Raw genomic sequence first — 21612 nt, forward strand, 5'->3', positions numbered from 1 at the left:
TAGCTTATTCGAAGCGGCCATTGTCCTATGCGCGCCGTCTAGTTGGTGATGAAACTTCTTTGGGCGCTTGTACGTATCATGGCGTGGACATGTTATAATGGAAGAAAAGATGAAGAAAGGGATGGACAATGAAGCAACTGCTTCGCACGATATGGCGTTGGTTCGTTTCATGGAACATTGGGATCATCGTTGCAGTTACGGTATTTATTGCCGCCGATTTTCACGTCCTGCCCTCGCTTTTATCAGGAATGGGAGCGATGTGGGGGGTGTCCGCTGTGATGAAAAGGCGGCATCGCCGTTTGGCAGCTGACGTACCGACCGAGGAGCAGGCATACGTTCGCAGCCAGCTTGGCGAGGCGCGCGCGTTATGGAAGCGGCTGCGCCGGGCCCGCTATCGGCTTCGTTCGGTGGCGATGTGGCAAACCGTTTCCCGATTGAGTGCCATCGTCGATCGGATCATTCGCGCGGTCGAGCAGCAGCCGCACCAGCTTCGCCTCGCCCAGCCGTTTTTCTTAAATGAGTGGCCGACGGCGGTGGAAATGGTGGAAAAATACGTATACTTGTCGCAGCAACCGGTGCAAAATGCGGAAATGGCCGCGGCGCTGCAACAAACGGAGCGGTTGCTTGGCGAGCTGACCGAAGCGGCGGAGCGGCAGCTGCTCGAAGTGTTATCAAACGACGTTTGGTCGCTGCACACCGGAGCAAAAATGCTTGAGCAGTCGTTGCATCAATCATCGGCCCGGCTTCATTTGCCGTTGTCAAAGAAAGGAGAATGACGGTGGACGAACGGAATCATGAGATGGAGTCACTCGAACAGCTTCATGAACGGAAACGGACAAGCATACTTGACGATCTGCTGGCCCAGCCGTTTTCCCCGCCGGCCGCCCCCCAGCTTGAAGAAGGGGAAACGACGGCTAACGCACTCGATGCGCTCAAACCGGAGCATCGGGAAAAAGCATTGGCGCTGGCCCGACAAATCGATCCGGCCAACCACCAGGCCATTTTGCAATACGGGGTGGCGGCGCAAGCTGAGCTGTCCAAGTTTTCCCATGCGATTTTGCATCATGTGCAGACGAAAGACGCCGGTCCGGTCGGTGAAGTGATCAGCGAGCTGATGGCGAAAATTAAGGAAGTCAATCCCGATGATTTAATGACGGCGAAAAAAGGGTTTTTGTCCCGCTTGTTTGGCACAGTGGCCAAGCCGCTGCAAGGGATGGTGGCGAAATATCAAAAAATCGGCGTTGAAATCGACAAAATCGCCGACCAGCTGGAAAAACACCGGCATTTGTTGTTTCGCGACATCATGATGCTCGAGACGCTTTACGAGAAAAATAAAGAGTATTTTGAGGCGCTCAATATTTATATTGCGGCCGCGGAATACAAGCTGGAGGAGCTGCGGACGAAAACGATCCCGGAAAAGCAAGCGGCCGCCGAGCGCTCCGGCGACCAAATGGCTTGGCAAGAGGTGCAAGATTTGCGCCAGTTTGCCGACCGGCTGGAAAAGCGGGTGCACGACTTAAAGCTCAGCCGGCAAGTGACGATCCAGACCGCGCCGCAAATCCGCATGATTCAGCATATGAACGAGACGCTCGTCGAGCGCATCCAGTCATCGATTTTAAACGCGATTCCGCTTTGGAAAAACCAAGTCGTCATCGCGTTGACGCTGTTTCGACAACAAAAAGCGGCGGAGGCGCAAAAACAAGTTGCTGAAACGACGAATGAGCTGCTGTTGCGCAACTCCGAGCTGTTAAAAACGAACAGCATCGCAATTGCCAAGGAAAATGAGCGCGGCTTGGTCGACATCGAAACGCTGAAGCGGACGCAAGAAAACTTGATCGCCACGCTTGAGGAGACGTTGAAAATTCAAGCGGAAGGCCGTTTGAAACGGCAGCAGGCCGAACGCGAACTGGCGGCCATGGAAGCGGAACTGAAACAGACGCTTCTGTCTTTGAAGCGGCCGGAGCGTTAGGGGATCGCTTGCCCGCGGCTCGGCGCATAGAAAAGGGTGCCTGCCACGAAATGGGCACCCTTTTCGTCGTTTTGCGCGGCCGCTTGTTTCGGCCGCAGGCGGTTGTGCAGCCAAGAGCCGCCGTTCGATGGCGTTTTGCGCTAGGCGGCCTCCTCGCCTACAAAATCGGGGGGTTGGGCGGTTCTTGCTTCGGCCGGTCTTCGTCGTCCACCCGTTCGTCTTCGCGGCCATCGGGGCGGGTGGTGCGGATGTCAAACTCTTCCGCCGCTTCCGTCTGCCACTGGCGGCCGATCAGCGGCACCCCTTCCTCGCCATGTTGGCCGATGACAAAACGCAACACATAGCCATGGAACAACAGCTCCCCTAATGCGGCAAGCAAGGCCGAGAAAAAGGCCGCATTGATCATAGTGCCCCCTGCACCGTCATAAAACGCGCCAACGCCGATCCAAGTAGCGACAAACACTAGGCCGAAATCGGCGATCGTCGCCGAGACGTTGCCGAGGCGCGGCAAGACATACAAATCGCCGAGCGCGTAGGCGACTAGCGTCAGCCAAAGGCTGAACCATAATAGTTCCGCGGACGATATGCGCAAAAACAACGGCAAAATGGCGAACATCACGGTAGCCGTCAGCAAATACTTCAGCGCCAATGCGAGCAAATGTCTCATCTTTGCGCCGCCGCCTTCACTCTGCAGGGGAGTTCGGGCCCTCTAATTTTTTATCTCCGTACCCCGGTTGCTTTTCCATATTTTTTGCCGGCTGTTGTTTTTTTCGTTGCTGCTCCAAGCTGTCGTTTTGTTGTGGCTGTCTCATTGGCCATCATCCTCTCTTTTGGTTGTTTACCGTTAGTTTGCCGCATTTGTCTTGATATATACATGATGTATACATGTATTATCCATAAACTTCCTCTTTTTATTTTTCATCCCTGTTTCACATTAATATAATGAACGATGTGAACAGGGAGGAAAGCGAATGGCAGAGAACAAACAATCGCTTGAGGTGGCCGGGCGCCAGTATGATCCGTCTGATTACAAGTCAGCCGCGGCTCTCGGCGCCGGGTTGGCCGAGACGCATGAACAAGTAAGCGACGTCTACGCGGAAGGGACGATCGAGGCGGCGGTCGAGCAAGAAAACGCGCCAGACATTCCCCTGTCCCCGCCGGAGTAAAAGCCGAAACGCCAAGGATTCGCTCTTTGGCGTTTCCGCTGATGGCTAAGGCTGTCCATCGGTGAGAAATGAAAGGGTAAAAGGAAAGAAAAACAGTTCGTACTTTCCCCCATCGTCGTCTATACTAGTAGTGCGCACGGCGATTCACCGATATAAGGGGGATGATCATCGTGAGATGGCAGCGGGCTTTATTGGCGTTGCTCAAAGAGCGGAAAGACCATTCCATCGCGTTGGCGATCGACACATCAAACCGTCCGGAGCGGCCAATGCTCATTCAAAACATTGTGAAGCTGTTTGAAAAGCTGCGCCCGGACACGCTGCTCGTCCAAGCGGATTTTAAAATTCGCGATGTCTCTCCGGTTGGCGTGGCGACGATTAAATATTTCAAGCACGGGAAATCGTCGTACACCGAAGTGCTGGAATGGGCCGCTGCGCAAAAAATCGATACGTTGTTTTACATCACCGATGTAACCGGCTATTTTTATGAAGAACTCGAAGTCAACTATGAAGTGTTTTGGCTTGTGCCGGACGATTATATGCCGCGCGTGCCGTTTGGCAAGCCCATTCGTGTGGCGTAACACTGTGAGGAATGCCCCTCGTGATGAGAGGCATTCTTTTTTTGTTAAGAAATTTAACAAACTTTTTGCGTTTGAAACCGATTGCAACCAAAAACACACGTTGCTTTTGGTTGTTTTATGTCATATATTATTACATATAAAAGGGATGATAAATGACAAAAGGGGGATGCGTAAAATGGATGAAAAAACGTTGACGCTTGGGCTGGATGCCCTCTGGGTCATGCTTTCGGCGGTGCTCGTCATCGGCATGCAGGCAGGGTTTGCTTTGCTTGAGGCCGGATCAACGCGCATGAAAAACTCCGGGCATGTGGCTGGCAAACAAATTTTAAGCTTTGCTATCGCCTCATTGGCGTTTTGGGCGTTCGGCTTTGCGATTACGTTTGGGGCTGGGAATAGCTTCATCGGGACGGAAGGATGGTTTTTAAAAGAAGGAAAAGGAACGTTTGACTCGTTGTCGTGGGCGAATGTGCCGCTCGAGCTCAAATTTTTATTCCAGCTCGGCTTTGCCGGCGTGTCGCTGGCCATCGCTTGGGGCGGCTTCGCTGAGCGGGCGAAGCTGTCTGTTTATTTTCTTTTTGGCACGATTTTTACGATCGCCATTTACCCGGTGATCGGCCATTGGGTGTGGGGCGGCGGCTGGCTCGGGCAACTCGGGATGCAAGATTTCGCTGGTTCAACCGTTGTCCACTTGCAAGGCGCGATTGCGGCGCTCATCGCCACGGTCTTGCTTGGCCCGCGCATCGGCAAGTTCAATAAAGACAAGACGCCAAACGTCATTCCGGGGCATAACCAAGTGTATACAGTCATTGGCGGATTGATTTTATGGATCGGCTGGTTCGGCTTTAACGCTGGCAGCACGATGGCGGTTGGCGACGGATTTTTCGGCTATGTGGCCTTGACGACGAACTTGGCTGCTGCGGCGGGGGCGGTCGCTGCGATTGTGACGGCGAAAATTTTGGTCGGCAAAGCGGACATTCCGACGATGGTCAACGGTGTGTTGGCGGCATTGGTTGCCATTACAGCGGCGTGCGCGTTCGTCGAACCGTGGGCGGCGGTCATCATCGGTGCAGTGGCGGGATCGTTCACGTTCTGGACGTCCATCTACTTCGAACGCAAAGGGATTGATGATCCAATTTACGCCTTTTCCGTCCACGGCATTGCCGGCATTATCGGCACGATTTCAACTGGGTTTTTCGCTTCGCCGCGTTTAGTCGAGATCACGGGCATCGGGAAGGCCGGACTGTTTTACGGCGGCGGATTTGATCAGCTGATTGTGCAAACGGTCGGGGTGCTCGGCGCTGCGGTGTATGTCGCTGCCGTTTCGTTTATCATCTTATATGCCATGAAGAAAACGATCGGACTGCGTGTGACGGCGGAACAAGAAATTTCAGGTCTTGATATTAGCGAGCACGGCTCTTATGGCTATCCGGAACAGCTCGATCCCGCGTATCAGCCGAAGACAGCTGCCCAGCAATAGCCAAGGGGGAAAAGGAGGTGGAATCGTTGGCGGAAAAGGTGGCCGAACGGCTAAGTGCAGCCGAGTCGGCCGCCGAACTTCGTTTTTGTCATGATGAACTGGCGCGTGAACTGCGGCGCTGTTTGACGCTTGAACAAATGGAGCAGCTTGCAAGCGACATCGTTTGTGTGCATGAAGCCATCCTTCGCCGCGCGTTTTTCCTTGCGGAGCGGGAGACGATGAAACAGTCGGTCGGCATTCGTCCCTCGGCGTGGTGCTGGTATGTGATGGGAAGCATCGGCCGGCGTGAGCCGACGATCTGGACGGATCAGGATCACGGCGTTTTATTCGACTGTCCCGAGGAAGTGGAGGCGGATTGTTATGAATTCATCCGCCATATGGCGGCGATTGGGGTGGACATGTTGCATGAGGCTGGGTATCCGTACTGCTCCGGTTACGTGATGGCGACGAACAAGCGGTGGGCGCAGTCGGTCCGCGGTTGGGAGCAACAACTTTCTTCCTATTTCGAAAGCGGGTGGCCGAACGACATTCGTTTTTTGTTGATCGCGATGGATATGCGTCCGCTTTATGGCGAGCTGAGATTGGCTGAGGAGGGCAGGAGGATGTTGTTTTCAGCGGTGGCCAAACGGCCGCCGCTGTTGGCGCGCATGGGGGAGCACGTTCAATTCCCTCCGGTTCCGCTCGGTTGGCTGGGTAACGTGCAAACGGAGCGATGGGGGCCGCATAGTGGGGCCGTTCATATGAAACAAAGCGGCTACGTGCAACTCGCCAACGCCTTAAAATGGTTAGCCTGTTTTGCTCAAGTCCCAGCGGCGGACACGGCAGAGCGGCGGCGGGCGCTTGAGGCGGCGGGCGTATTGACGGCACCGCTTTCCACCGCCGTTGGCGAGGCGCTGTCTGTTTACTATTCGATTCGTCTCAAGTACAGCACCGAGGCGAGGGATGGTCGTGAATATGTGTTATGGCGGACGCTTGAGCGGACAGAGCAAAAGCAGCTGAAGCAAGCGATGCGCACCGCAAAACGGTTGCAGCGCTTTGTCGCCCGGCAGGTGGCTCGCATTCATGCATGAGCGGCACCGTTTTTGGCAGCGGGCGCTCCGCTTGTTGTCGCTTGGCGTTCCGCGCGAGGCATCATCCGCCTTATTTGGGCATGACCATTCGCTGCAACAGGAAACATGGCTTCGCTCGCTGCAAAAGGAAAAACAGCACATCATCAATTGGCATGACCGTTTGACTGACATCCCGTTTGTCATCATCGATATGGAAACGACCGGCTTTTCCCCGGAGCAAGGCGATGAAATTTTGGCCATGGCGGCAGCGAAAACGGTCGGAGGAGCCGTGACCGATATGTACATGACGCTCGTCAAGCCGGAAAAGCCGATCCCGCAACACATCTCCGCCTTGACCGGCATTGAGGCGAAGGATGTGGTGTTCGCTCCGCCGCTTGCCGAGGCGCTGCGCACGTTTGTGCCGTTTATTGCCACAGGCGTTTTAGTCGGCTATCATATCGGCCATGATTTGGCGTTTTTGCGCCATGCCCTTTGGCGCCATTATCGGCAAAAATGGAGCGGACGATTTCTTGACTTGCAGCCGATGATGACGCTGATCGGCCATTCGTGCCCGACGTTTGACGATGCGTTAGCTTGTTACGGCATCTGTTGCCCGCGCCGCCATACGGCGGATGGCGACGTCGAAGCGATGGCAAAGCTATGGGCGATTTTGCTCGATGAATTCCGCCAGCGCGGCATCGACACGCTGCATGATCTGTACGCCGCGCTCAGCCGCCACTGACGCTCCTAGGCAGGGCAGAGGACTGGAAGGTTGGTGGAGAATGGTCATTGTTCGCCAAGCGATCGAGTTCGCCGTGAACAAAGAGTTGATTTTACAGGATCAATGTCGTTTTGGCCTAGGGCATCGGCTGAACGAAAAAAAGCGCTAAGTTTGGCGCTTTTTTTGCTGGTATTAGAGCGGTTTGGTCGGCGTCGGTTCGGCGTAGCCTTCTTTATATTTTTCATCGATCATATGCCGAATGTCTTTGATCGATTTCCCTTGATCGTAAGCGGCGATCGATTCAGCGGCGATCTCCAAGCAGACGCCGCATTTGGTCGCATGATCATCCCAGACGACCGAGCCGTCTTCTTTAGTTTCATAGACAAAGCAGTCATAACTGTTCTTATGGCCAGCTGATTGCCCGCAGCCGCAATAGCAAGGGATATTCTCAAGCAGCTCGCGGTGTTCAGCAGCCTGTTGGTACAAGACCGCCATCTCTTCTTCAAACGCGCTCAAAAAGCTTGGCAAATGCTCGATCGATTTTGTTGTTTCGCGAATATCGCCAGTGGCGGTTTTCGTTATATGCGAATGGCTTTGTTCTTGGCTGTTGCCATCTGCGCATCCTGACAGAAGAACGCTAAACGACAACATACATGCCGCCATCCATACTGGACGTCTCAAATTTCTTCTTCCTTTCTTTTTGGTCGTTTCCTGGCTCGGTTATTGACAGTTTGAATGTATCATACTTTGTCTTGGGCGGCAACCATCTTGTAGCTAGGCGCGCTGCGCTCACCATTCCAGCATAAAAATGACTGATCAAGGCAGTGCGTTTTCATAAGAAAAAAAGAAGACGATGCAAAGGAAGAAGAGGCTTTGCATCGCCTTTCACTGCATTACTGGCCTTGCAGAAAATATTTTTCAATATCATCCAACATCAAGTGGGCCGCAAGTACTCCGCCAGCCGTGTTCCAAATCGTGTCGCTCACTTTGTACACCTTGCCTTGTTTCGCGACGTTTAAGTTTTGAAAGAGTGGGTCGTTGATCCATTCTTTTTCAAGTTCGCTCGCTTTGCCGTCCCCCGTCTCATATGTAAAGTAGAACAGGATGTCGCCATCCATTGCTGGAATGCGTTCTTTCGTCACGCCGGTTTCCGCAAAGTCGTTTACGTTTTGCGATTCCGGGCGGGCGAAGCCAAGTTGATCCAAAATGACGCCGGAGAACGAGTCTTTATGGTAAATGCGCACGTCACCGGCCATAAAGCGGACGATCGAGACTTTCATGTTTAACTTGTCGCCGAGTTTTGCTTTTAAGTCTTCAATGCGTTTGTCATATTCAGCAATGATTTGTTTCCCTTTTTCCTCTTGGTTCACAGCTTTCGCATACAGCATAAAGTTGTCTTTCCAGTTGCCGCGCAGCGTTTCTGAGAACACGGTCGGGGCGATTTGTTTCAGTTGTTCGTAAATTTTTTCATGGCGCATTTTGTTGCCGATGATCAAATCCGGTTTCAAGGCGTCGATCGCTTCCACGTTCGGCTCTGACTCCAAACCGAGCTCTTTGACGCCTTCCATTTTATCTTTAATATGGTCGTACCACGGATCGCCCGTCCACGATTTGACGGCGCCGACCGGCTTTATGCCTAGCGCCAGCAACGCTTCTGTTCCTTCGTTCGTCAAAATGACGACCCGTTTGGGTGTTCCTTTGATTTCGGTCGGGCCCATGGCGTGTTCGACCGTGTAGCTCACTTCCGCTTTCGCCCCATTGTTTTCCGCTGGTTTGGCTGTTTCTTCCTGTTTTCCGCCGCAGCCCGCGAGAAGCAGGAGAGAAAGAATGAAGGCGGAAAAAAGGGTGAGATGTCGTGATTTCACTAGCCAATCCCCCCCTTTGTATTTGATAATGAATTTCATTTACGTTGATAAATAAATAAGATTGAGAATCATTGTCAACTATAAATAAAAAATCATAAGAAAATGCGAAAAAAATATTGACGATGAGATTCATTATCAAATAGACTTGACGATAGAGATATAGAGAATGAAGCAAGGGAGATCTCAGAGATGCTGGCGACAAACCGTCAAAAAATGGTTGGCCTTATCGGTTTGCTGATTGTGCTGCTTGCCGCCATGTGGATGAGCATCGTTTGCGGATATACCGATACGAGTTGGCGGCAGGCGGCGCTGTCTTGCTTGATGGAAAAGAGATTGCCAAGCAGCCGACCAAGGAAATCGCCCGCCGTTTGGCCATTTTGCCGCAGTCGCCTGTGGCTCCGGAAGGATTGACGGTCCTTCAGCTCGTCAAGCAAGGGCGTTACCCATATCAAACGTGGCTCAAGCAATGGAGCGACGAAGATGAGCGCGCCGTTGCGCGCGCTTTGTCAGCAACAGGACTGACAGAGCTTGCCGAGCGGCCGGTTGATTCGCTGTCCGGCGGCCAGCGCCAGCGCGCATGGATTGCCATGACGCTGGCGCAAGAAACGGACATCATCTTGCTTGACGAGCCGACCACTTACTTAGATTTGGCGCATCAAATTGATATTTTGGATTTATTGTTCGAACTCAATGCAACAGAACAGCGGACGATCGTCATGGTGCTTCACGATTTAAATTTGGCGTGCCGCTATGCGCATCATCTCGTCGCCATTCGCAACAAAACGGTGTACGCCGAAGGGAAGCCGGAGGATGTCATTTCCCACCAGCTCGTGAAAGATGTGTTCCAAATGGACTGTCAAATTACGTACGATCCGCTCTTTGGCACTCCGCTTTGCATTCCGTACGGCAAAGGGCGGCGCATTCTACAGAAAGAAGGCGTATCGTGATGAGGTTAAGTGAAGAAGAAGTGAAAGCGTTGGAAACGTACCGTTTTTCGAGCGAAGCTGCTGATGTCTCGTCATCGATGTTGTTGGCCCGGCTGCTGAATGATGACGGGCAGCTCGCGAAGTATGTGGCGCACGTCCGCGCCGAGATGGGGGCGGCAAACGACGCGGTTGCCGCTTCGATGCTCGTCAAGCGCCTAAGCTTTTTGGCGCCGATGGCCTTATACGCCATGTCGGTGTGGAACAAGCGGCTTGTGCTCGATCCTGAGCGAATTTGGCTTGATACGGACGGCGAAGGGGAAATGTGGATGCCGCGCTTTTGCCTTGCGCCGCCGGAAGCGGAGATGTGCGGCATTGAGCGCAGCGGTTGGCGCGAGCAGGCCGTTCGCGACGTGTTCGCCGGCTTGTTCGCTCCGCTCATCGTCCGGTTGCGGCGCCTGACGCGTGTATCGCCGCTCATCTTATGGGAAAATGTCGCGATTTATGTGTACTGGGTATATGAACGTTGGCTTGAGGATGAGTCGCTTGCTCCGGTCGCCGACCGGCTGCGCGATGATTTTTATTTCCTTGTTTATGACGCAGACGGCCGCCTGTTTGGCCAAAAAGACAATCCGCTCCGTCGCTTTTGGAAAGGCGCGAGCGGCATGCAGCGGACAACGTGCTGCCTATACGTGCAAACCAACGGGGGGACATGCTGCCAAACGTGCCCACTCAAAGCCCGCCAGCGGCAAACCGGGTGACCGGAAGGCCGCCGGTGGGCAGTTCCATATTTTTGACAAAATGTTTGCGAAATTTGTTGATTTTTGCCGTGATTTTCGTGAAAATGGAAGTGTGGACATCGCTTATTTTGGTGAAACGGCGAGGTAGCAATTGCATGGACAAATATACGGCCTTTTTCCATCACTTCACAGAAGCAGTGGTCATCTTGAATTTGCAAGGCGTGATCATTTACAACAATCCGGCTTTTGCCGGCTTGGCGCTGAGTGAAGAAGTACAGAGGACGCTGTCCGTCGAAGGACGGGCGTTGGTTGAACGGGTGAAACAGCGCCCGGCTGCCTTTCGCTGGGAGTTGCTTGGCGGCTTATTGGTTGCGGGGGTGTCGCCGATCATCGGTGAAAACGGACAGACGGCCGCCGTCTTATGCGTCCTGCGCCGTCAAGCGGAAGAGAGCGGGCTGCAGGAGCGGCTGGCCGAAGCGGAAAGGCGCTTGCAGCTGATCGTCGAACATTCGAGCGATTATGTATTGATTTTTTCCCGCCACGGTGAGTTGGCGTACATTCCGCCGTCGTGGAAACACAAAACGGATGAGCGCCATCCGATAACGTACAAAGATGTGCTGGCGTTTGTCCATCCGGATGATGCGCCGGCGGTGGCGCAAAAACTGGCTGAGCTGTACGATACATATGAAACGCAAGCTGCAGAGTTTCGCAAACAAGGGGAGCAGGGCGAATGGATTTGGGTCGAAGCGCAAGGGGAGGCGATTCTCGACGAGGCAGGGGCATTGGATTGCGTCATTGTAACCGTGAAAAACATCAGCGAGCGGAAACGGTATGAAGAGAAGCTCTGTCAGCTTTCCTACTTCGATTCGCTTACCGGCATCGCCAACCGCAGCTATTTCGAGCGGCATATTCATGAGCTGATCGCGAGTCAGACGCCGTTTGCCCTTTGCTATTTGGATTTTGACAAATTCAAATGGATCAACGATCATTTTTCCCATCAAGCCGGCGATTACTTTTTGCGCGAGGCGGTCAAGCGCGTCGAGCGGGCGTTGCGTCCCGGCGACTTTTTTGCCCGCATCGGCGGCGATGAGTTTGTTCTCTTGTTGCCAAACATCACGAAAACGGAGATGACCGCCTTGGCCGAGCGGCTTGTCAGTTCGTTTCACGAGCCGTTTTATTACGACAAACAGCTCATCCAATCGACTTTATCGATCGGCATCGCTTTTTTCCCGAAAGACAGCGATCGGATCGAGCAAGTGATGAAATACGCTGATCAAGCGTTGTACGAAGTGAAAGAGCGGGGGCGGAACGGCTATGCCTTTTACCGCCCGACCGAGCATCGGCAGGCGGTGATCGAGCAAGATTTGCCGTTTGCCGTTATGCGCGGGCAGTTTTATTTATGCTATCAGCCGAAAGTGAGGCTTGCCAAAGGCCGGGCAATGGGCGTTGAGGCGCTGTTGCGCTGGCGCCACCCGGCGCTTGGCGACATTCCGCCGCTTGATTTCATCCCGCTGGCTGAAGAGAGCGGCTTTATTTTTGAAATTACGCTATGGGTGTTGGAACGGGCGTGCCGCCAAGTGAAAGAATGGGAAAGAAAATTTCCCAGACTGAAGTTAGCGGTCAATTTATCGCCGTTTTTGCTCAACCGCCCCGAACTTGTCGAGCATGTGAAGCGCATTTTGCGCGAGACGGGGCTAGCGCCTGATCGGCTCATTTTAGAAGTGACAGAAAGCGGGCTGATGGAAAACATTGAGACAGGAAGACACATTTTAACCGAACTGCAGCGACTTGGTGTACAGGCGGCGATCGATGACTTTGGCACCGGTTTCTCTTCGCTCGCGTATATCCGCAATTTGCCGGTGTCGCTGTTGAAAATTGATCGCAGTTTTATTCAAGGCATTGCGGAAAATTCGAAAGATGCGACGATTGTCGATACGATCATTCATTTAGCCAAAAGTTTGGATATTGAAGTGTTGGCGGAGGGAGTCGAGACGGAGTCGCAAGTGGCGCTTCTGTCGCAAATGGATTGCGACTACGCGCAAGGATTTTATTTCAGCCGTTCGCTTGAAGCGGAAAAGCTGCAACAATGGCTAGAAGAACACAACCGCAACGCTTGCGGCGAACCGCCGGCGTAGCCGATCTTTTCCGTTCATTCTTTTCCTCGTTTTGCCGCACACTAACATTGAGCATGGGCAAAGAGGAGGAAACGAAGATGGAATTTGTGCCAAGAAGCGTCGTGATCGACGAGTTTATCGACACGCTTGAGCCGATGATGGAAGCGTATGGCCTCGACCAAGTCGGCATTTTTGAAGAGCATGGTGAAGGCAATCGCTATTATATCGGTTATACGATCAACAAAAATGACGAGATGATCACCATTCACATGCCGTTTGTCAAAAACGAACGCGGTGAACTGGCGCTTGAGAAGCAGGAATGGACCGTTCGAAAAGACGGTCGGGAGAAAAAAGGCTTTCATTCGCTGCAAGAGGCGATGAAAGAAATCATCCATTAACAAGCAGGCGGCCCAGCTCGGCCGCTTTTTTGGCTGACGGAAGGGGAGAGAGGAGCATGATTGCGGAACTCCGCATAGCAGATGAAAAAATGGCCGCTATGGTGCTACGCCTGCAGCGGCGGCGTATGCGATCGAGGCGCAGCTCATCGGCAGCACAGCGCTTCCGCCGCTTCACGATGCGATCGCTTCTCTGCAACGATGCAGCGATCGCTTTTTTGGCTATTTTCAAGGCGAATGGCTCGTTGGGGCGATCGCCTATGAGCGAAGCGGCCCGACGCTTCACCTTTGCCGGCTGATGGTCGACCCGGATTTTTTCCGCCAAGGGATCGCCAGCACGTTGCTTGACTTTGTCATCAAGCAAGAACCGTCGATCAGCGAGATCGTCGTGACGACCGGAAGCGGCAACGCGCCGGCCATTTGCTTTTACGAACGCCATGGGTTTCGCGCCATCGAGCGCATCGAAACACCAGAAAAAATCGAGTTACTGAAACTCGTGAAACGAAGCGGATGACAAGCGGGTGTGAGTTTTCAGTTGTGCATAATGCCGATCTTGGCCATACAGATCCAATGGCAGTGCTGCCGAAAGGCGCTCAAGCAGAGATGAAAAGCGGATCTGTTGCGTTTCGTTTGCCTGAGCGGGCGGTTGAATGATCGATAGATGAATAGAGAGGAGAAGCAAAGGAACACATGGGGACAACCTTGTATTTGACCAGACATGGGGAAACGAAGTGGAACGTCGAAAAGCGGATGCAAGGATGGCAAGACTCGCCGCTCACGGAAAAAGGGCGGCAAGACGCCATGCGGCTTGGAAAGCGGCTTGAAGCGGTGGAATTGGCCGCGATTTACACAAGCACAAGCGGCCGGGCGCTGGAAACGGCCGAGCTCGTCCGCGGCGGGCGGCTCATTCCGATCTATCAAGACGAGCGGCTGCGAGAGATTCAACTTGGCGATTGGGAAGGCAAGACGCATGACGAGATTCGGCAAATGGATCCGACTGGGTTCGATCATTTTTGGAACGCGCCCCATCTGTACGCTCCAAGGCGAGGCGAGCGGTTTTGCGACGTGCAGCAGCGGGCGCTTGAAGCGGTGCGGCGCATCATCGAGCGGCACGAGGGAGAAACGGTGTTAATCGTCACTCACGGCGTTGTGCTGAAAACGCTTATGGCGGCGTTCAAGGGCGCGCCGCTTGACCAGCTGTGGGCGCCGCCGTATATGTACGGCACGAGCGTGACGATTGTGGAGGTGAATGCGGACGTGTTTCGCCTGGTTGTGGAAGGCGATGTTTCCCATCTAGAAGAAGTCAAGGAAGTATAGATAGGGAAGAAGGATGGAGAATTGGAGGCGGCGCTGTTTCTTCGGTTCATCGCCATAATATGCGCTTGGCCAAGCGGATCGGTTTCTTGCGCCATCATGCATCCTCATTCATGATTCAAGAAATGGATGAAAGCTATGAGTGGGCGCCTTCCAGTACAACGTTTGGTGAAGAACTGCTTTTTCTTATCAAGTCTAGTTATCCAAAAAAACAGCCCCGTTTTCCTCGATCGGGAAGCGGGGCTGCGCCGTTTATACGAGCCCGAGCCATCTCGCTAGCTGTGCGGTCGTAAAGGTGACCGCAATGGCAATCGCTGTCGGCAAGGCAAAGGCGACGAACGTCCATTTTGCGCTTTTCGTTTCTTTGTAAATGTTGACGAGCGTCGTGCCGCATGGGTAGTGAAGCAGGGAAAACAGCATCATATTAAGGGCGGTGAGCCACGTCCAGCTGTGGTCGAGCAAAAGTTGTTTAAGAGAATGCAGACCATCGGCTTCGATGAGCGCCCCCGCGGATAAATAGCCCATCAGCAAAATCGGCACGACAATTTCATTGGCTGGCAAGCCTAAAATGAACGCCATCAAAATGTAGCCATCCAATCCCAATGCTTTGGCAAATGGGTCAAGCCAGTCGGCTAAATACGCCAGCACGGTCGTATCTCCCACGTGAACGTTGCCGAGCACCCATGTCAGAATGCCGGCCGGCGCCGCAACCGTTACCGCCCGTTTCAGCACATAGAGCGATTTGTCGAGGGTGGTCCGGATGATCGTCTCCATGATTTTCGGGCGTCGGTACGGCGGCAGCTCCAGCGTGTAATGGGTCGGAATGCCGCGCAAGGCCGTCTTGGATAAGACCCATGAAACGGTCAACGTGACGACGATGCCAAACAACACCATGGCGACGACCACACCTGCTGTCACGAACGTGTTCCATCCGCCTGTATAGCCGGCTGCCATAAATAAGGAGGAAAGCAGGATCAGCGTTGGCCAACGTCCATTGCAGGGGACGAAGTTGTTGGTCAAAATGGCCAGCATTCGTTCGCGCGGTGATTCGATAATGCGCGTCGACATGATGGCCGCCGCGTTGCAGCCGAAGCCCATGGCCATCGTCAGTGATTGTTTGCCATGCGCCCCCGCTTTTTTAAACAAGCGATCCATGTTAAAGGCGACACGCGGCAAGTAGCCATAATTTTCGAGCAACGCGAATACGGGAAAGAAAATCGCCATCGGCGGCAGCATCACGCTGACGACCCAAGCCGTGCCGCGGTATAGGCCAAGTACAATGAGGCCGTGCAACCAGTCGGGGGCGTGAATCGCTTGAAAGGCCATGGTGAGATACGTTTCGATCGTTCCGAACAAGCGGGCGAGCGAATCGGAAAATACGTTGGCGCCGGCGATCGTCATGTACAGGACAGCGGCGAGAAGCGCCAGCATAATGGGAAATCCCCACCGCTTCGACGTGACGATCCGGTCAATTTGTTCCGTTCGATCACGTTTTGCGACCGCTGTATGCGTGACACATTCTTGAGAAAGCGCAGCGGACGTTTGGAAAATGGCAGACACGATCTGTTCACGCGTGTCAGCCGGTGCTAATGACTTGGCTTCGTTCATGAGCTGGTCAAACTGATTTGACAGATCCGCAGCAGGCATACGCGTTCCCCTCCTTGATCAATGGTTGCGGCGGTTGTTTCAGCGCTTGAAGCAGCGATGCATCACCGTCAAGGAGACGAAGAGCGATCCAGCGAGCAGGATACGTGTCTCCCATCACGTCTTTCACGAGTGGAAGAAGTTTGGCAATGCCTCGTTCGATTTCCGGGCTGTACCGGATGGAAAGCGGGGTGGTGTTGATGCGGCCATGCGCCATGGCATCCACTGTATCAAGCAGTGCATCGATTCCTTCCCGGTTGCGGGCCGAGATCGGCACGACCGGCACGCCGAGTTTGACGGCTAATTTTTTTGTATTGATATGAATGCCTTTCTTTTTCGCTTCATCCATCAAATTGATAGCGATAATGACGCGGTCGGTCATTTCCAATACTTGAAGCGCTAGATTCAAGTTGCGTTCTAATGCCGTCGCATCGACGACAACGACCGTGACGTCAGGACGTTGAAACAGAAGAAAATCGCGCGCCACCTCTTCATCGGCTGAATTGGAATAGAGCGAATACGTTCCCGGCAAGTCGACGATCCGGTACAATGCGCCGCGGTGGCGGCATTCTCCTTCGGCATGAGTGACCGTTTTCCCGGGCCAGTTGCCGGTATGTTGGCGCAGGCCCGTTAAGACATTGAACAACGTGCTTTTGCCGGTGTTCGGATTTCCCATTAAGGCAATCGTATACGTCATATCAGTCATGGTGGATCTTCTCCCCGTAAATATAGTCGCTTTCTTCTTTCCTTAATGCGATCGTCGTGCCACAAACGCGATAGGCGGTCGGGTCGCCAAGCGGGCTTCTTTGTCCCACCTTCACTTCCCCGCCGGGTACAAATCCCAAATCAAGCAACCGCCTTTTTAACATAGGATCAGGAACATCAACCTTTTCGATGCGAAATCGATCGCCCGGTTTCATATCGGAGAGGCAGCAGTATTTTGCTTTTGCCATAAAAGTTTCCCTCCAGTTAATATTTTTTGTTAAGGACATTTTTTTGGATTAGACCAACTTTTGAATTTATCATATTCCAGTTGCCTCGCTGTTGTCAACAAATTCGTTTCATCTTTTTCTGACAGAGTTGTCGAACCAACAACTATTCAAAACAGTAGGAAATCATGTTATCATATGAATAGTCTGAACAAATTCCGAAAACGCTAAACGGCAAGAAAATGGAGATTCCGATCCGCAAGCTGCTCCTTGGCTTCCCGCTCGAAAAGGCGGTCAACCCAGGCTCGATGGCCAATCCAGAGGCGCTCGACTTTTTCCTCGAGCTGGCGAAGACGCTGGCGGCGAAGACGCAGACAAGCTGAAATGCGAAAGGTTGTTATTAAGTGACGATGCTTAATAACAACCTTTCTATGTATTAGTGAATTATAAATAGAGGAGTCGGGGGCATGGAAGAAAGCAAGCGGACTAGGCTAGTTTGGAAATCCATCGGTGATTGAGGAGCGGACGACGGTGAAAGAGATGTTGGGGCGATGAGACGAGACGGTGTCCGTTTTCATGATGAGAAAGTCCGGAAGATCTGTTTAGGAGAACCTTCCGGGCTTCATTTGCGGCGACGATGATTCGGAGTTTTAGTATGACGTAAGCAGGGGGATGTTGTTTGATAATGGCTATGTTCACACAGGATATGGAACAAGCGTTCAACGTCGAAGAGATCAACGAAATGGAGCGGACTGACGTCTAGTACATATTGAGCGCCGTCTTGACCCGCCTGATCTCCTTTTTGTTTTCGAACAGCTCTTCAACTAAAATGTTTTGGCCGTTGGCGACATCGGTGATCCGTTTGTCCATGTCGGCCACTTGCTGGCTTAATTGGTTGAGTTGTTCATTCGTTTGCTGCACTTGTTTGGCGAGCTGGTCGACTTGCTCATGAGTTTGCTGTACTTGGTGATTCAGCTGCTGCACTTGGCTGTTAAGGTGTTGGACTTGTTGGCCCAGTTGCTGCACTTGTTCGTTTGTTTGTTGCACCTGTTGACCGAGCTGTTGCACTTGCTCGTTTGTTTGTTGCACCTGTTGGCCCAGTTGCTGCACTTGTCCGTTCGTTTGTTGCAGCTGCTCGGCAAGTTCTTTAATGGCTTGCCAAATCATTTCATTTGTAATATCCCCCATTCGACAATCTCCTTTCTCGTTCGATTCTCTCTCTATTATACATGACGAAAGATGGGAACGATAGAGAAAAGATGGCGAAATGTTTTTCTTTGCGGCGCGCCCCCTCGATGTGATATAACAAAAGAATGTCAACAGTACACTATTGGAGGATGGGCACTGTGATCCGTGTCAGCCATTTGCATAAATCGTTCCGCGTCCATCGCCGCGATGCGGGATGGCTTGAGGCGGTGCGTCATTTATGGCGGCGCGACTATCGCGTCATTGAGGCGGTGAAGGACGTTTCGTTTACGATTGAGAAAGGGGAAATCGTCGGCTTTTTAGGGCCAAACGGGGCAGGGAAAACGACGACGATGAAAATGTTGGCCGGTCTCTTGCATCCGACGTCAGGAGAGATCACGGTCGGCGGGTTTGTGCCGTTTGAGCAAAAGCCGGAGTTTAAAAAAATGATGAGCTTGGTGATGGGGCAAAAAAGCCAGCTCATTTGGGACATTCCGCCGATGGAGACGTTTTTGGTCAATAAAGCGATTTATGACATCGACGATCGGTCGTTCCGCCAGACACTCGAGGAATTGACGGAGCTGCTCGACTTGGCGCCGCTTCTTGACAAGCCGACGCGTAGCTTGTCGCTTGGCCAACGGATGCGCTGCGAGCTGGCGGCCGCGCTGTTGCATCGGCCGCACGTGTTGTTTTTGGATGAGCCGACGATCGGGCTGGACGTCCATACGCAGGAAAACGTGCGCCGCTTTATCGTCGACTACAATCGGGAGCACGAGACGACGATTTTGTTGACGTCGCATTACATGGGGGATGTCGCGGCGCTTTGCGACCGGGTGATGATCATTAACTACGGGCGATTGATTTACGATGGGGAGCTGTCGGTGCTGACGGAGAAGCTGGCGCCGTACAAGCGGCTTGAGGTTCGGTTTTCTCGGCTGCCGAATGTCGATTGGAGCGAGTACGGCGAAGTGGTGGAAATCGAAGAAGGAACGATTGTGCTCAGGGTGGCGCGCGAGACGGCGGCGGAGACAGCAGCGCGGTTATTGGAACGGTTTGATGTCCGCGACATCAACATCGAAGACCCGCCGCTTGAGGAAGTGATTGCGCGCGCGTTTTGGGAGGAACACGTATGATTCGCAAATATATCGCCCTATTGCGGATGAAATACATCGAAATGCTTGCGTATCGGCTTGCGACGTTCGTCTGGATGACGGGCGCCATCACGCAGCCGCTCATTACGATGTTTGTCTGGATGAACATTCATCCGGAAGAGAGCGAGTCGTTTCTGTTCTATTTTATGGCGGTCATTTTTGTCGAGCGGATGACGAGCGCGTGGGATGTATGGGAGCTCGACCGTGAAATTCGCGAAGGGACGTTTTCGAATTTGCTGCTTAGGCCGGTTCATCCGATCCATTGGGCGATTGCGGAAAACATCGTTTACAAATGGCTGTTTGCCGTCATTTTAGCGCCGGTTTGGCTGGTGGGGGCGGTGTTTTGGCCGCCGCTTCGCCCGCATATGACGGCAGGGCAAGCGGTGCTGTTTTTGGCGGCGGTCGTATTGGGTGCGGCGCTTCGGTTTTTGTTGAGCTACTCGTGCGGGCTGCTCGCGTTTTGGGTCACAAAGGTGGCGGCGGTGTACGGGGTGATCGACGTCATTTCGTTGTTTTTGTCAGGACGGATCGCGCCGCTGGAAATGCTGCCGCCGGCGCTTCGCGAATGGAGCGAATGGCTGCCGTTCCGCTATATGATCAGTTTTCCGATTGAAATCGCCACCGGGGCGGCGGATGGAGGAGAGTTGGCGCGCGGCTTTGCGGTGGCGGTCGGGTGGATGGCCGTGTTTGTCGCGGGGGTGCAGTGGCTTTGGAAAGCAGGAATGCGAAAAAACCAGGCGGTAGGTGGGTGAATATGCGGCGGTATGGGCGGGTGTTCCGCGAGTTTTTCCGTGCTTGTTTGGTTGAGGAATTGGAATATCGAAGCGAATTTTTCGGCAATTTCATCGCCAGCTTTTTTGGTCTCGGCATCGCCCTGCTTACGATCCATATCTTTTTTTATCAGACGGACCGGTTAGGCGGCTGGACGTATGGGGAAGTGCTTGTGCTGCTCGGCGTTTTTAATACGCTGCGCGGATGGATCGATTTCGCGCTTCGGCCGAACATGCCGCGTTTGCTTGAGCATGTCCGGCGCGGCACGCTCGATTATATTTTGACGAAACCGGTCGACAGCATGTTTTACGTCAGCTTCCGCCACCTTGTCTTTTGGCGGTTGATCGATGTGGCGCTTGGCTTTGGCGTCATCGGCTACGGCTTGTATGTCGAACGCTACGTGCCGTCGGCGGCGGACGTCTTGATGTTTTTCGTCGTGATGACCGCGTCACTCTTGCTTATTTATTCGTTATGGATGATCCTCATGACGACGTCGTTTTGGGTGGTGCGCATTGATGATTTGTCGTTTATTTTCGATTCGTTTTTTGATACGGCCCGCTTCCCGGGCAGCATGTACCGCGGCGCGGTGCGCTTCGTGATTACGTACGTTCTGCCGGCGGTGTTGATCACCAATACGCCGGCTTTGGCGCTGCTTGGGAAATGGAGCATGGCTGCGGTGCTGGCGGCTTTGGCTGTGGCTATGCTCTTTTTATGGGCTTCCCGCCGCTTTTGGCGGTTTGCCTTGCGCTTTTACACCGGGGCGGGCGGGTGAGGAAACGGCTCCCTAGACGGGGGCTTTTTTTCTTTAGTCATGGCTATTTGGCCAAGATATCGACGGTGATCGGCAGTATATCGACGAGCATCATGCTGCTCGATTCGCTTCTTTCCGCCGTGAATGATGGGGAAGCGTTCCAGTGTTTATGACTCGAGCGTTCGGTTGATTGTTTCTTTCCTTGCATTGGCTCGGGATGCTCTCCTTTCGCCGGCGACTCCCAGATCCATTTTTTCCATATTGATGGTTGGATGGCGGAGAGAATGGACACGGAGAAGGGGGAGGATGACTGTTTCTTTGCTTTCATATTCGTTGACTTTTACGTCAACGTCAATTAAAATAAAATTCATAATATTACTTCTATAAAAGGGATGGCCATGCACTATTTCACCATTTCCGATTTGGCGCACGAGTTTGATGTGAGCACCCGGACGATCCGCTATTATGAAGAACGCGGATTGCTCTCCCCAATCCGGACCGAGTCAGGGCAGCGGCTGTATACGAAAAAGGAGCGGGCAAAGCTCAAGCTCATTTTGCGCGGCAAACGGTTCGGCTTTTCGCTTGACGAGATTCATGAGATGATTTCGCTGTTTGATGAGGACCGAACGGGGAAGAAACAGCTGGAAAAAACGGTCGAATACGGGCGGCGGAAATTGAAGGAGGTGAACGAGCGGATTGAGGATTTGCTGCAGCTGAAGGCGGAGATGGAAGCGCTGCTTTCCGATTTTGAACAGCGATTGCGGCAATGGGAGGGATCGGATGGTTGAACATTTCAGAGCTGCTTGCCCGCAATGCGAGGAAATTTCCCGACAAGACGGCGATTATCGATGGGGAAACGGAGCTTTTCTA

24 protein-coding genes and 2 pseudogenes are annotated in these 21612 nt (G+C 53.1%); 18 read left to right on the forward strand and 8 right to left on the reverse strand.

The window, feature by feature from the left end:
- The first annotated feature begins 128 nt into the window (after positions 1–128).
- Positions 129–776 (forward strand): 5-bromo-4-chloroindolyl phosphate hydrolysis family protein, encoded by a 648-nt coding sequence (locus QSJ10_RS06610; RefSeq protein WP_053532517.1) that lies wholly within the window; start codon positions 129–131, stop codon positions 774–776.
- Complete coding sequence (locus QSJ10_RS06615) at positions 773–1969, forward strand: toxic anion resistance protein (protein WP_033016581.1); 1197 nt, start codon at positions 773–775, stop codon at positions 1967–1969. Before QSJ10_RS06610 ends, QSJ10_RS06615 begins: the two co-directional genes overlap by 4 nt.
- Positions 1970–2126: 157 nt before the next feature.
- Here QSJ10_RS06615 and QSJ10_RS06620 read toward each other — a convergent pair whose 3' ends face one another.
- On the reverse strand, positions 2127–2636 hold the full coding sequence (locus QSJ10_RS06620) for a YndM family protein (RefSeq protein ID WP_053532515.1): 510 nt from the start codon (positions 2634–2636) through the stop codon (positions 2127–2129).
- A 304-nt stretch (positions 2637–2940) separates the two neighbouring features.
- Between QSJ10_RS06620 and QSJ10_RS06625 the strand changes: the two genes are divergently transcribed.
- From QSJ10_RS06625 to QSJ10_RS06645, 5 genes are all read left to right on the forward strand, one after another.
- The gene (locus tag QSJ10_RS06625) at positions 2941–3135 is read left to right on the forward strand and encodes a YozQ family protein (RefSeq protein WP_011230946.1); all 195 of its coding nucleotides are present in this window, start codon (positions 2941–2943) and stop codon (positions 3133–3135) included.
- A 170-nt stretch (positions 3136–3305) separates the two neighbouring features.
- Positions 3306–3713 carry a VWA-like domain-containing protein gene (locus QSJ10_RS06630; protein WP_033016603.1) on the forward strand — a complete coding sequence of 136 codons (408 nt, stop codon included), beginning with the start codon at positions 3306–3308 and terminating at the stop codon, positions 3711–3713.
- Positions 3714–3888: 175 nt separating this feature from the next.
- Complete coding sequence (locus tag QSJ10_RS06635) at positions 3889–5190, forward strand: ammonium transporter (RefSeq protein ID WP_033016584.1); 1302 nt, start codon at positions 3889–3891, stop codon at positions 5188–5190.
- Between the two features lie 17 nt (positions 5191–5207).
- Entirely contained in the window at positions 5208–6260 is a 1053-nt protein-coding gene (locus tag QSJ10_RS06640; protein WP_033016586.1) for a DUF294 nucleotidyltransferase-like domain-containing protein, read from the forward strand.
- Positions 6253–6981, forward strand: coding sequence for a 3'-5' exonuclease (locus tag QSJ10_RS06645; protein ID WP_033016587.1), 729 nt, complete (start codon positions 6253–6255; stop codon positions 6979–6981). Before QSJ10_RS06640 ends, QSJ10_RS06645 begins: the two co-directional genes overlap by 8 nt.
- A 171-nt stretch (positions 6982–7152) precedes the next feature.
- Here QSJ10_RS06645 and QSJ10_RS06650 read toward each other — a convergent pair whose 3' ends face one another.
- Positions 7153–7623, reverse strand: coding sequence for a PCYCGC motif-containing (lipo)protein (locus QSJ10_RS06650; protein WP_375153654.1), 471 nt, complete (start codon positions 7621–7623; stop codon positions 7153–7155).
- A 230-nt stretch (positions 7624–7853) separates the two neighbouring features.
- Positions 7854–8825: an ABC transporter substrate-binding protein gene (locus QSJ10_RS06655; protein ID WP_053532507.1), complete on the reverse strand. Its 972-nt coding sequence runs from the start codon at positions 8823–8825 to the stop codon at positions 7854–7856.
- Positions 8826–9127: 302 nt separating this feature from the next.
- Here QSJ10_RS06655 and QSJ10_RS06660 point away from each other — a divergent pair.
- The 6 genes and pseudogenes from QSJ10_RS06660 to QSJ10_RS06690 form a co-directional block, all read left to right on the forward strand.
- A pseudogene (locus QSJ10_RS06660) lies at positions 9128–9772 on the forward strand (ABC transporter ATP-binding protein); the annotation flags it as partial.
- Entirely contained in the window at positions 9772–10509 is a 738-nt protein-coding gene (locus QSJ10_RS06665) for an IucA/IucC family C-terminal-domain containing protein (protein ID WP_053532505.1), read from the forward strand. The pseudogene QSJ10_RS06660 and the gene QSJ10_RS06665, both read left to right, overlap by 1 nt.
- Before the next feature lie 134 nt (positions 10510–10643).
- Positions 10644–12623 (forward strand): putative bifunctional diguanylate cyclase/phosphodiesterase, encoded by a 1980-nt coding sequence (locus tag QSJ10_RS06670; protein ID WP_053532529.1) that lies wholly within the window; start codon positions 10644–10646, stop codon positions 12621–12623.
- A gap of 77 nt (positions 12624–12700) precedes the next feature.
- Entirely contained in the window at positions 12701–13000 is a 300-nt protein-coding gene (locus QSJ10_RS06675; protein WP_053532503.1) for a DUF5634 family protein, read from the forward strand.
- 56 nt (positions 13001–13056) lie between these two features.
- Positions 13057–13511: pseudogene (locus tag QSJ10_RS06685) on the forward strand (GNAT family N-acetyltransferase).
- Positions 13512–13687: 176 nt separating this feature from the next.
- A complete protein-coding gene (locus tag QSJ10_RS06690) occupies positions 13688–14314 on the forward strand; it encodes a histidine phosphatase family protein (protein WP_049625324.1) in 627 nt (208 codons plus the stop codon).
- A 249-nt stretch (positions 14315–14563) separates the two neighbouring features.
- Here QSJ10_RS06690 and QSJ10_RS06695 read toward each other — a convergent pair whose 3' ends face one another.
- From QSJ10_RS06695 to QSJ10_RS06705, 3 genes are read right to left on the reverse strand one after another with little or no spacing between them, the layout of a single operon-like run.
- The gene (locus QSJ10_RS06695; RefSeq protein ID WP_049625323.1) at positions 14564–15958 is read right to left on the reverse strand and encodes a nucleoside recognition domain-containing protein; all 1395 of its coding nucleotides are present in this window, start codon (positions 15956–15958) and stop codon (positions 14564–14566) included.
- Entirely contained in the window at positions 15927–16661 is a 735-nt protein-coding gene (locus QSJ10_RS06700) for a FeoB small GTPase domain-containing protein (RefSeq protein ID WP_033016595.1), read from the reverse strand. The genes QSJ10_RS06695 and QSJ10_RS06700 overlap by 32 nt, the downstream gene beginning before the upstream one ends.
- A complete protein-coding gene (locus QSJ10_RS06705; protein WP_053532501.1) occupies positions 16654–16908 on the reverse strand; it encodes a FeoA family protein in 255 nt (84 codons plus the stop codon). The genes QSJ10_RS06700 and QSJ10_RS06705 overlap by 8 nt, the downstream gene beginning before the upstream one ends.
- A gap of 218 nt (positions 16909–17126) precedes the next feature.
- On the opposite strand from QSJ10_RS06705, the gene QSJ10_RS06710 reads away from it, so the two are divergent.
- Complete coding sequence (locus QSJ10_RS06710) at positions 17127–17267, forward strand: hypothetical protein (protein ID WP_160331340.1); 141 nt, start codon at positions 17127–17129, stop codon at positions 17265–17267.
- 376 nt (positions 17268–17643) lie between these two features.
- Here the strand turns inward: QSJ10_RS06710 and QSJ10_RS06715 are convergent, their stop codons facing one another.
- Entirely contained in the window at positions 17644–18072 is a 429-nt protein-coding gene (locus QSJ10_RS06715) for a hypothetical protein (protein WP_033016597.1), read from the reverse strand.
- Between the two features lie 158 nt (positions 18073–18230).
- Between QSJ10_RS06715 and QSJ10_RS06720 the strand changes: the two genes are divergently transcribed.
- Genes QSJ10_RS06720 through QSJ10_RS06730 form a run of 3 tightly spaced genes read left to right on the forward strand, consistent with a single transcriptional unit; the run spans position 18231 to position 20763 of the window.
- A complete protein-coding gene (locus QSJ10_RS06720) occupies positions 18231–19202 on the forward strand; it encodes an ABC transporter ATP-binding protein (RefSeq protein WP_033016598.1) in 972 nt (323 codons plus the stop codon).
- A complete protein-coding gene (locus QSJ10_RS06725) occupies positions 19199–19972 on the forward strand; it encodes an ABC transporter permease (RefSeq protein ID WP_033016599.1) in 774 nt (257 codons plus the stop codon). The genes QSJ10_RS06720 and QSJ10_RS06725 overlap by 4 nt, the downstream gene beginning before the upstream one ends.
- Before the next feature lie 2 nt (positions 19973–19974).
- Positions 19975–20763 carry an ABC transporter permease gene (locus QSJ10_RS06730; protein ID WP_033016600.1) on the forward strand — a complete coding sequence of 263 codons (789 nt, stop codon included), beginning with the start codon at positions 19975–19977 and terminating at the stop codon, positions 20761–20763.
- Between the two features lie 43 nt (positions 20764–20806).
- On the opposite strand, the gene QSJ10_RS06735 is transcribed toward QSJ10_RS06730, so the two are convergent.
- Positions 20807–21070, reverse strand: a complete 264-nt coding sequence (locus QSJ10_RS06735; RefSeq protein ID WP_033016601.1) for a hypothetical protein — start codon at positions 21068–21070, stop codon at positions 20807–20809.
- Positions 21071–21140: 70 nt separating this feature from the next.
- Between QSJ10_RS06735 and QSJ10_RS06740 the strand changes: the two genes are divergently transcribed.
- On the forward strand, positions 21141–21530 hold the full coding sequence (locus QSJ10_RS06740; RefSeq protein WP_025950097.1) for a MerR family transcriptional regulator: 390 nt from the start codon (positions 21141–21143) through the stop codon (positions 21528–21530).
- The last annotated feature ends 82 nt before the right edge of the window (positions 21531–21612 follow it).

The sequence above is a fragment of the Geobacillus stearothermophilus ATCC 12980 genome, from assembly GCF_030369615.1.
Classification (GTDB): domain Bacteria; phylum Bacillota; class Bacilli; order Bacillales; family Anoxybacillaceae; genus Geobacillus; species Geobacillus stearothermophilus.

What these genes read in the sequence shown, in the direction of transcription:
- QSJ10_RS06610 (WP_053532517.1), top strand. Translation starts at nt 129, where the DNA reads ATGAAGCAACTGCTTCGCACGATATGGCGTTGGTTCGTTTCATGGAAC.
- QSJ10_RS06615 (WP_033016581.1), top strand. Translation starts at nt 773, where the DNA reads ATGACGGTGGACGAACGGAATCATGAGATGGAGTCACTCGAACAGCTT.
- QSJ10_RS06620 (WP_053532515.1), bottom strand. Translation starts at nt 2,636, where the DNA reads ATGAGACATTTGCTCGCATTGGCGCTGAAGTATTTGCTGACGGCTACC.
- QSJ10_RS06625 (WP_011230946.1), top strand. Translation starts at nt 2,941, where the DNA reads ATGGCAGAGAACAAACAATCGCTTGAGGTGGCCGGGCGCCAGTATGAT.
- QSJ10_RS06635 (WP_033016584.1), top strand. Translation starts at nt 3,889, where the DNA reads ATGGATGAAAAAACGTTGACGCTTGGGCTGGATGCCCTCTGGGTCATG.
- QSJ10_RS06645 (WP_033016587.1), top strand. Translation starts at nt 6,253, where the DNA reads ATGCATGAGCGGCACCGTTTTTGGCAGCGGGCGCTCCGCTTGTTGTCG.
- QSJ10_RS06650 (WP_375153654.1), bottom strand. Translation starts at nt 7,623, where the DNA reads ATGGCGGCATGTATGTTGTCGTTTAGCGTTCTTCTGTCAGGATGCGCA.
- QSJ10_RS06665 (WP_053532505.1), top strand. Translation starts at nt 9,772, where the DNA reads ATGAGGTTAAGTGAAGAAGAAGTGAAAGCGTTGGAAACGTACCGTTTT.
- QSJ10_RS06670 (WP_053532529.1), top strand. Translation starts at nt 10,644, where the DNA reads ATGGACAAATATACGGCCTTTTTCCATCACTTCACAGAAGCAGTGGTC.
- QSJ10_RS06675 (WP_053532503.1), top strand. Translation starts at nt 12,701, where the DNA reads ATGGAATTTGTGCCAAGAAGCGTCGTGATCGACGAGTTTATCGACACG.
- QSJ10_RS06690 (WP_049625324.1), top strand. Translation starts at nt 13,688, where the DNA reads ATGGGGACAACCTTGTATTTGACCAGACATGGGGAAACGAAGTGGAAC.
- QSJ10_RS06695 (WP_049625323.1), bottom strand. Translation starts at nt 15,958, where the DNA reads ATGCCTGCTGCGGATCTGTCAAATCAGTTTGACCAGCTCATGAACGAA.
- QSJ10_RS06700 (WP_033016595.1), bottom strand. Translation starts at nt 16,661, where the DNA reads ATGACTGATATGACGTATACGATTGCCTTAATGGGAAATCCGAACACC.
- QSJ10_RS06705 (WP_053532501.1), bottom strand. Translation starts at nt 16,908, where the DNA reads ATGGCAAAAGCAAAATACTGCTGCCTCTCCGATATGAAACCGGGCGAT.
- QSJ10_RS06710 (WP_160331340.1), top strand. Translation starts at nt 17,127, where the DNA reads ATGGAGATTCCGATCCGCAAGCTGCTCCTTGGCTTCCCGCTCGAAAAG.
- QSJ10_RS06715 (WP_033016597.1), bottom strand. Translation starts at nt 18,072, where the DNA reads ATGGGGGATATTACAAATGAAATGATTTGGCAAGCCATTAAAGAACTT.
- QSJ10_RS06725 (WP_033016599.1), top strand. Translation starts at nt 19,199, where the DNA reads ATGATTCGCAAATATATCGCCCTATTGCGGATGAAATACATCGAAATG.
- QSJ10_RS06730 (WP_033016600.1), top strand. Translation starts at nt 19,975, where the DNA reads ATGCGGCGGTATGGGCGGGTGTTCCGCGAGTTTTTCCGTGCTTGTTTG.
- QSJ10_RS06735 (WP_033016601.1), bottom strand. Translation starts at nt 21,070, where the DNA reads ATGAAAGCAAAGAAACAGTCATCCTCCCCCTTCTCCGTGTCCATTCTC.
- QSJ10_RS06740 (WP_025950097.1), top strand. Translation starts at nt 21,141, where the DNA reads ATGCACTATTTCACCATTTCCGATTTGGCGCACGAGTTTGATGTGAGC.